Origin of the sequence: Streptomyces caeni (assembly GCF_042678285.1) — a bacterium.
In the GTDB taxonomy this organism is placed as follows: Bacteria; Actinomycetota; Actinomycetes; order Streptomycetales; family Streptomycetaceae; genus Streptomyces; species Streptomyces caeni.
This window is the reverse complement of the sequence record NZ_JBHUDX010000079.1, coordinates 76279-82512: the sequence shown is the minus strand read 5'-3', so window position 1 is coordinate 82512 and position 6234 is coordinate 76279. Positions and strand designations below refer to the sequence as shown.

General features: G+C 71.8%; 8 protein-coding genes. 1 reads left to right on the top strand and 7 read right to left on the bottom strand.

What is annotated here, in order from left to right:
• Positions 1 to 44: 44 nt before the first annotated feature.
• Genes ACFSL4_RS26095 through ACFSL4_RS26085 form a run of 3 tightly spaced genes read right to left on the bottom strand, consistent with a single transcriptional unit; the run spans position 45 to position 2598 of the window.
• Positions 45 to 416, bottom strand: a complete 372-nt coding sequence (locus ACFSL4_RS26095; RefSeq protein ID WP_381087699.1) for a thioredoxin family protein — start codon at positions 414 to 416, stop codon at positions 45 to 47.
• Positions 398 to 2149: an aminotransferase class V-fold PLP-dependent enzyme gene (locus ACFSL4_RS26090; protein ID WP_381087697.1), complete on the bottom strand. Its 1752-nt coding sequence runs from the start codon at positions 2147 to 2149 to the stop codon at positions 398 to 400. The genes ACFSL4_RS26095 and ACFSL4_RS26090 overlap by 19 nt, the downstream gene beginning before the upstream one ends.
• The gene (locus ACFSL4_RS26085; RefSeq protein ID WP_381087694.1) at positions 2146 to 2598 is read right to left on the bottom strand and encodes an OsmC family protein; all 453 of its coding nucleotides are present in this window, start codon (positions 2596 to 2598) and stop codon (positions 2146 to 2148) included. The genes ACFSL4_RS26090 and ACFSL4_RS26085 overlap by 4 nt, the downstream gene beginning before the upstream one ends.
• 264 nt (positions 2599 to 2862) lie before the next feature.
• On the opposite strand from ACFSL4_RS26085, the gene ACFSL4_RS26080 reads away from it, so the two are divergent.
• Positions 2863 to 3540 (top strand): peroxiredoxin, encoded by a 678-nt coding sequence (locus ACFSL4_RS26080; protein ID WP_381087691.1) that lies wholly within the window; start codon positions 2863 to 2865, stop codon positions 3538 to 3540.
• A 46-nt stretch (positions 3541 to 3586) separates the two neighbouring features.
• Here ACFSL4_RS26080 and ACFSL4_RS26075 read toward each other — a convergent pair whose 3' ends face one another.
• The 4 genes from ACFSL4_RS26075 to ACFSL4_RS26060 all read right to left on the bottom strand — a co-directional run bounded on the left by ACFSL4_RS26075 (position 3587) and on the right by ACFSL4_RS26060 (position 5935).
• Positions 3587 to 4189, bottom strand: a complete 603-nt coding sequence (locus ACFSL4_RS26075) for a class I SAM-dependent methyltransferase (protein WP_381087688.1) — start codon at positions 4187 to 4189, stop codon at positions 3587 to 3589.
• Positions 4190 to 4258: 69 nt separating this feature from the next.
• Positions 4259 to 4567, bottom strand: a complete 309-nt coding sequence (locus ACFSL4_RS26070) for a three-helix bundle dimerization domain-containing protein (protein WP_381087685.1) — start codon at positions 4565 to 4567, stop codon at positions 4259 to 4261.
• Between the two features lie 55 nt (positions 4568 to 4622).
• Complete coding sequence (locus ACFSL4_RS26065) at positions 4623 to 4901, bottom strand: metal-sensitive transcriptional regulator (RefSeq protein WP_381087701.1); 279 nt, start codon at positions 4899 to 4901, stop codon at positions 4623 to 4625.
• 68 nt (positions 4902 to 4969) lie between these two features.
• Complete coding sequence (locus ACFSL4_RS26060) at positions 4970 to 5935, bottom strand: sulfite exporter TauE/SafE family protein (RefSeq protein WP_381087682.1); 966 nt, start codon at positions 5933 to 5935, stop codon at positions 4970 to 4972.
• Between the last annotated feature and the right edge of the window lie 299 nt (positions 5936 to 6234).

The window sequence follows — 6234 nt, the reverse complement described above, 5'->3', positions numbered from 1 at the left end:
GCCTCCTCCGGTGCACCGGAGGAGGCCGCCGGCGACGCCGCGGATCAGCCCGCTTCCGTCGACTGCGCGGCAGCCTCGCGGCGCAGGTCGTCCATGTCCGCCTCCCGGACCTTGCCGATGAGTTCCTCCAGCGCCTGCGGCGGCAGGGCGCCGGGCCGGGCGTAGAGGATGGTCCGGTCGCGGACGGCCATGAGGGTGGGAATGGAGGAGATCCGGAACGCCGCGGCGAGCTCCGGCTGCGCCTCGGTGTCGACCTTGCCGAACACGATGTCCGGGTGGCGTTCGGCGGCCTTCTCGTAGACGGGGGAGAACGTCCGGCACGGTCCGCACCAGGCGGCCCAGAAATCGATCAGCACGATCTCCGAGCCGGTCACGGTCTCCTCGAAGTTGTCCTTGGTCAGTTCGATGGTCGGCATGCTGCCCGTTCTCCTTCGGTATACCCGGTGGGGTATTTTTTCCAACCCTCGTCCGGCCGGTTTTGTTCCAGACAGGCGGGCGGCAGCGGAAACCAGCGCATCCGCTCGAAGTCGGGCGGCAGCCCGGTGGGCCCCTCGTCGAGAACGTCGGAGCGGGCGGCGAGCAGGGCGCGGGCACGGGTGAGCTGTCCCGCCAGTGCCTCCTCGCCCCGCCGCCGGTGGTGGAAGGCGGGCACCGTGAGTCCGTCGGCCGTGCAGCACGCCTCGGTCAGCCGCAACGGGGGATCCGCGGGGCCGCCGCGGTGGCGCCACTGCCCGGTGTGTGGGTCGAAGCGGTAGTCGGGCAGCAGCCGGTGGCCGTGCTCGGCGATCAGGTCGACCGCGTCGATCAGGTAGTCGCGGACGGTGTCGCTGATGAAGTAGTTGAAGTTGAGGCGGACCCAGCCCGGCTTGATGCCGTCGCAGCCGCGGGTGATCTCGTCCAGCAGTGCGTGGGAGGAGTCCGCGTCGATGGCGAGCAGGCGGTGTCCGTAGGGGCCCGCGCAGGAGCAGCCGCCGCGGGCCTGGATGCCGAAGAGGTCGTTGAGCAGGGCGACGACGTAGTTGTGGTGCAGGTAGGAGTGTGCGCCGTACCGGATGCGGAAGGAGACGATGGACAGCCGCCGGGCGTGGCGGTTGCCGAGGATCTCGATACCCGGGTTGCGGTCCCAGCGGGCCAGTGCCGTGCGCCAGTGCCGCTCCTCGGCCGCCTGGATCGTGTCGGTGCCCACGGCCTGCTTGAGGGCGAAGACCAGCCCGGCGCGGACGGACTCCACGATCGCCGGGGTCCCGCCCTCCTCGCGGGCCACGGGATCGTCGAGGTACCGGTGGCCCAGGGGATCGACGAACGCGACCGTGCCGCCGCCGGGGGCGGTGGGCACCCGGTTGCGGACCAGTTCACGCCGTACGACGAGGACGCCCGGAGTCTGCGGGCCGCCCACGAACTTGTGCGGCGAGAGGAAGACCGCGTCCTTGTGGTCCCCCGCGCCCGGGGCGCTCTCGGCCACGCGGATGGGGACGTACGGCCCGGCGGCCGCGTAGTCCCAGAAGGACAGGGCACCGTGCGCGTGCAGCAGGCGCGCGATGCGATCGGTGTCGGTCAGGATCCCCGTGACGTTGGAGGCGGCGGAGAAGCTGCCGATGCGCAGCGGGCGGTAGGCGTACCGACGCAGCTCCGCCTCGAGCCGGCCGAGATCGATGTGGCCGTCGGCGTCCTCGTCGATCACCACGACGTCGGCGATCGACTCGCGCCAGGGCAGTTCGTTGGAGTGGTGCTCGTACGGGCCGACGAAGACCACCGGTCGTTCGGCCGGCGGCGGTGCCTCAGGGCGCCGCAGTTCCAGAATGCCGACCAGCTTGTTCACCGCGGCGGTGGCGCCCGAACCGCAGAAGATCACGAGATCGTCGTCGGTGCCCCCGACCACGTCGCGGATGATGCGGCGGGCGTCCTCCCGCAGCCGGGTGGTCTGCAGGCCGGTGCTGGAACTCTCGGTGTGGGTGTTGCCGTAACGGGGCAGCACGTGCTCGCGTACGAAGTCCTCGATGAAGTCGAGGGAGCGGCCGGAGGCGGTGTAGTCGGCGTAGACGATCCGCTGCGGACCGTACGGGCCGTCGAGCACCTCGTCGTCGCCGATGAGCCCGCGGCGGACGCGTTCCACCAGAGGCGACGCGGGCGGCGGAGTGGAGGCGCTCATGGCGCCAGCTCGATGTCGACCTCGGGCGGCTGCTGGAGCGTGTTGTGGACCGTGCAGTGCGAGGCGACCGCGAGGAGGGCGGCGCGGCGTCCCTCGGGCAGTCCGGGCGGTGGGACGACCACGATGCGGACCGCGGCGACGCGCGCCGGCCGATCGGTGGCCATGGTGAACTCGGTACGGACCCGCAGCCCCGCGCGGTTCAGGCCGTGGCGGTGGAGGTAGCGGCCCGCGTAGTAGGCGACACAGGTGGCCAGGGACGCGGCGAACAGCTCGGTGGGTGTCGCCGCGGTGTCCGTGCCGCCCACGTCCGCGGGCTGGTCGACCAGGATGTGATGACCGCGGACCTCGACGGCGTAGGCGTCCGCGTCGACATGGGTGACCTCGAAGCCCTGCGCGTCCGTCTCCCGCGTCCCGCGTGTGCCGGTCGTCCCCGATGGTGCGCCTGTCATGGCCGGGTCCTCCTTTTCGGCGTCGATTGCTTCCGCTACCAGTGAAGCGCGGGAGGGGCGTCCGGCGGAGGGGCCGATGGGGTGTGAACAGGGCCGTTCGGTCCTGGAACGGCCCGCGGCGGGTGACATACCCTGCCGGGTATCTCACCGTGGAGGGTGCCGTTTTCGGCGGGCCCGCCACCCGCCCGGCCAGCAGGCGGGAAAATACCCAGGGGGGTATTGTTGGTGCTGTCATTTCCCATAGAGGATCGAGAGGACCCCCTCATGACCGTCTCCGAACAGTCGGCCTCGTCCGAGACCCGGGCCACTCTGCCCCTCATCGGCGACAAGGCGCCGTACTTCGAGGCTGACTCCACCCATGGACCCGTACGCCTGACCGACTACGCAGGCCAGTGGCTCGTGCTCTTCAGCCACCCGGCGGACTTCACGCCGGTGTGCACGACCGAGTTCGTCGCCTTCACGGAGCTCGCCGACGAGTTCGCGGCCCGCAACACCGCCCTGCTCGGCAACTCCGTCGACTCGGTGCACAGCCACCTCGCCTGGACCCGGGCGATCGAGGAGAAGCTGGGCGTACGCATCCCGTTCCCGATCATCGCCGACCTGGACACGGCCGTCTCGCGCGCCTACGGCATGCTCCACCCGAACACCTCGGGCACCGCCGCCGTGCGTGCGGTCTTCGTCATCGACCCGGAGCAGACCGTGCGAGCGGTGCTGTACTACCCGATGAACGCCGGACGGATGATCCCCGAGATCCTGCGGCTCCTCGACGCCCTGCAGACCTCCGACCGCGACGGCGTCGCCTGCCCGGCCAACTGGCGCCCCGGCGAGGATGTGGTCCTCGGGGCCCCCAAGACCCAGGCGGAGGTGGACGCCCGGCTGGCCGACGGCAGCGTCAAGCTCACGGACTGGTACCTGGCGTTGAAGCCCGGGACGTCCGCCTGACCGCCACCTCGGTCTTGACCGTCCGGCGCCGTGCGTGCCGGCACGGTCAGGTGCGTGTGGCGCGCACGAGAGCGTCGATGGCCGTGAACGAGCCGTCACCGTCGGCCACCGGCCGGGTGACGGCCCCGGCCCGCAGGATGCGGGCGTGCGGCCGCCACAGGGCGGCGACCTGCTCGGCGGTGTAGAGCACATGCGGATCCCGCGGGCCGCCGTGGCCGCGCTCCGGGTTGGTGGCGTCATGGCCGACGAGCAGCAGCGTGCCGCCCGGCCGTACGACCCGCGCGGCCAGGCGCAGCACCTCCTGCATCTGCGGCCACGGGAGGTGCAGATAGGCGACCAGAGCCAAGCCGTACGCCGCCTCGGGGGGCTGCCAGGCCGTCAGGTCCGCGCAGACGGTGCGCAGCCCGACCCCGCGCTCGGCGGACAGTCGTTCCGCCTTCGCCAGCGCGACGGCGGAGAAGTCCACGGCGTCCACCTCCCAGCCCCGCTCCGCGAGCCAGACCGCGTTGCGTCCCTCCCCGGCCGCCAGGTCCACCGCGCGCCCGGCGGGCTCGAGTCCGGCCAGTTCCTGCTCGACGAACCGGTTGGGCCGCGCCGTCCACACCAGCTCGGCGTCCCGGTAGCGCTCGTCCCAGCCCGCTGCGTCCATGCTGTGCTCCTCATCCCTCCGCGCGTGCGGAGCCCTCTTCCCGGTCGGTCACGCACTTCGGAACCGGCCTCATGGCCGATCGCCCGTGCCGTCCGGTTCCGGGAACTGCCGCGCCAGCCGCCTCAGTGCGCGCTTGAAGGCCAGGACCGGCACGTAGTGACGGAGGGGAGCCTGAGCGAAGTGCTCGAACTCCTCGGCCACCGTGGCGGTCAGAAGGTCGGAGGGAACGTCCGGGCGCCTGCGCGCGAGCCGGGCCCGGACGTCGTCGCGGGCGCGCCGTTCCGCCTCCGGTGTGAAGGGGCCGACCGGTCGGGTGTCCCGGCAGTGGCCGCCCCGTTCGGCGGACGGCGGTGCGCTGTCACCTGTGATCCTGACCATGCCCCCAGTATACCCCTGGGGGTATGTTGAGGGTGGACGCGGGCCTTGCCGGGGCTCAGGCCAGGGTCAGGAACAGCTCTTCCAACTCGGTTTCGGTCATCGGCGGGACCTGCCCGTGGGACTGCTCGTTGAGGCACTGCCGCATCCCGCTTGCCACGATCTTGAAACCGGCCCGGTCGAGGGCCCGGGAGACCGCGGCGAGCTGGGTGACGACGTCCTTGCGGTCGCGCCCCGCCTTGATCATGGCGATGACTCCGGCCAGCTGCCCCTGCGCACGGCACAACCGGTTGAGCACCTCGGCCGCCGCGTCTTCTTCGGTGTTCAGGCCTTTCATGTCCATGCGGACACCTCCTCAGGGCCGGTCGATGAGGTCAACACACCCCCGTAGGTGCACGGAGACGGTCACGGGAGGACCGGGTCCGAGGAGTCGGCGGGCCGGCCGTCGCCGTCGGCGGACCCGGCCGCACGCGACCCGGGCGAGCCGACGGGCCGGGGCGGCGCGTCGCTCTGCTGCTCCTGCGCCCGTTTGGCGCGTTGGAGCATGGACCAGCTGAACAGGAGCCCCGCGGCCGTGGCCGTGCCGGTCCAGATCAACGGGTCGGCCGACAGGACGTCGAGCAGTCGGGGGCCCGCCTGCTGTCCCAGTACGAAGACGCCCATGACGGCGACGAACCAGCCGAAGGACTTGCGCAGGGCGTCCTGCGGGATGCGCCCGGCGAGGCGGCCGCCGACCAGACTGCCGACGACGGCTGCGGCGGTGACGATGGTCGCGAGTTCCCAGTCGATGTGCACGCTGGCGAGATAACCGGCCAGCCCCGCGAACGACTTCATGGAGATGACCAGCAGCGAGGTGCCCACGGCGACCGCCATCGGCAGCCCGCCCAGCAGCGCGAGCGCCGGGACGACCAGGAAGCCGCCGCCCGCGCCCACCAGACCGGTGACCAGGCCGACCACGATGCCGTCCAGCAGAACGTGGACCACGGGGAGTTCGTGGTGGACCTGCTTCGGCTCCCCGCGCCGGCCACGGATCATGGCGATGGCGGTGGCGATCATCATCAGGGCGAACGCCATGAGCAGCACGCTGCCGGGGACGAACGCGGCCACTCGTCCGCCCGCGTAGGCGCCGGTCATGCCGGCGAGGCCGAACAGCAGCCCGGTGCGCCAGCGGACCCGTCCGGCGCGGGCGTGCGAGACGACACCGGCGGCGCTGGTGACGCCGACGACGAACAGTGAGGTGGCGATGGCCTCCTTCGTCTCCATTCCGGCCAGGTACACCAGGATGGGCACGGTCAGGATGGAGCCGCCGCCGCCCAGGACGCCGAGGCTGATGCCGATGAGCAGCGATCCGGCGATGACGACGGCGATCATGAGGCGCCTCGCGCGGCTGGGGGGAGTGCGGCGCAGGTGCGGGCCTGCCGCGAGGCGTGCGAGGTCTGCGGGATCTGCGAGGCGTCGGAGGCCTGCGAGGTGTGGGCGGCCTGCGAGGTGTGGGCGGCCTGCGAGGTGTGGGAGGGCTGCGACGTATGTTTTGAGGCTGGTGAGGCGTCTGAGGTTTGTGAGTTGTGCGATCCGTGCGAGGCGTGGGCCTGGGAGATCATGGGCGGAACTCCTTGCTACCGGCGGAGCGGCCGGCTGACGGGCGGGATGCGCCCGGCCGGGGGGCGGCG

What these genes read in the sequence shown, in the direction of transcription:
- ACFSL4_RS26075 (WP_381087688.1), bottom strand. Translation starts at nt 4,189, where the DNA reads ATGGACGCAGCGGGCTGGGACGAGCGCTACCGGGACGCCGAGCTGGTG.
- ACFSL4_RS26090 (WP_381087697.1), bottom strand. Translation starts at nt 2,149, where the DNA reads ATGAGCGCCTCCACTCCGCCGCCCGCGTCGCCTCTGGTGGAACGCGTC.
- ACFSL4_RS26095 (WP_381087699.1), bottom strand. Translation starts at nt 416, where the DNA reads ATGCCGACCATCGAACTGACCAAGGACAACTTCGAGGAGACCGTGACC.
- ACFSL4_RS26065 (WP_381087701.1), bottom strand. Translation starts at nt 4,901, where the DNA reads ATGAAAGGCCTGAACACCGAAGAAGACGCGGCGGCCGAGGTGCTCAAC.
- ACFSL4_RS26060 (WP_381087682.1), bottom strand. Translation starts at nt 5,935, where the DNA reads ATGATCGCCGTCGTCATCGCCGGATCGCTGCTCATCGGCATCAGCCTC.
- ACFSL4_RS26070 (WP_381087685.1), bottom strand. Translation starts at nt 4,567, where the DNA reads ATGGTCAGGATCACAGGTGACAGCGCACCGCCGTCCGCCGAACGGGGC.
- ACFSL4_RS26080 (WP_381087691.1), top strand. Translation starts at nt 2,863, where the DNA reads ATGACCGTCTCCGAACAGTCGGCCTCGTCCGAGACCCGGGCCACTCTG.
- ACFSL4_RS26085 (WP_381087694.1), bottom strand. Translation starts at nt 2,598, where the DNA reads ATGACAGGCGCACCATCGGGGACGACCGGCACACGCGGGACGCGGGAG.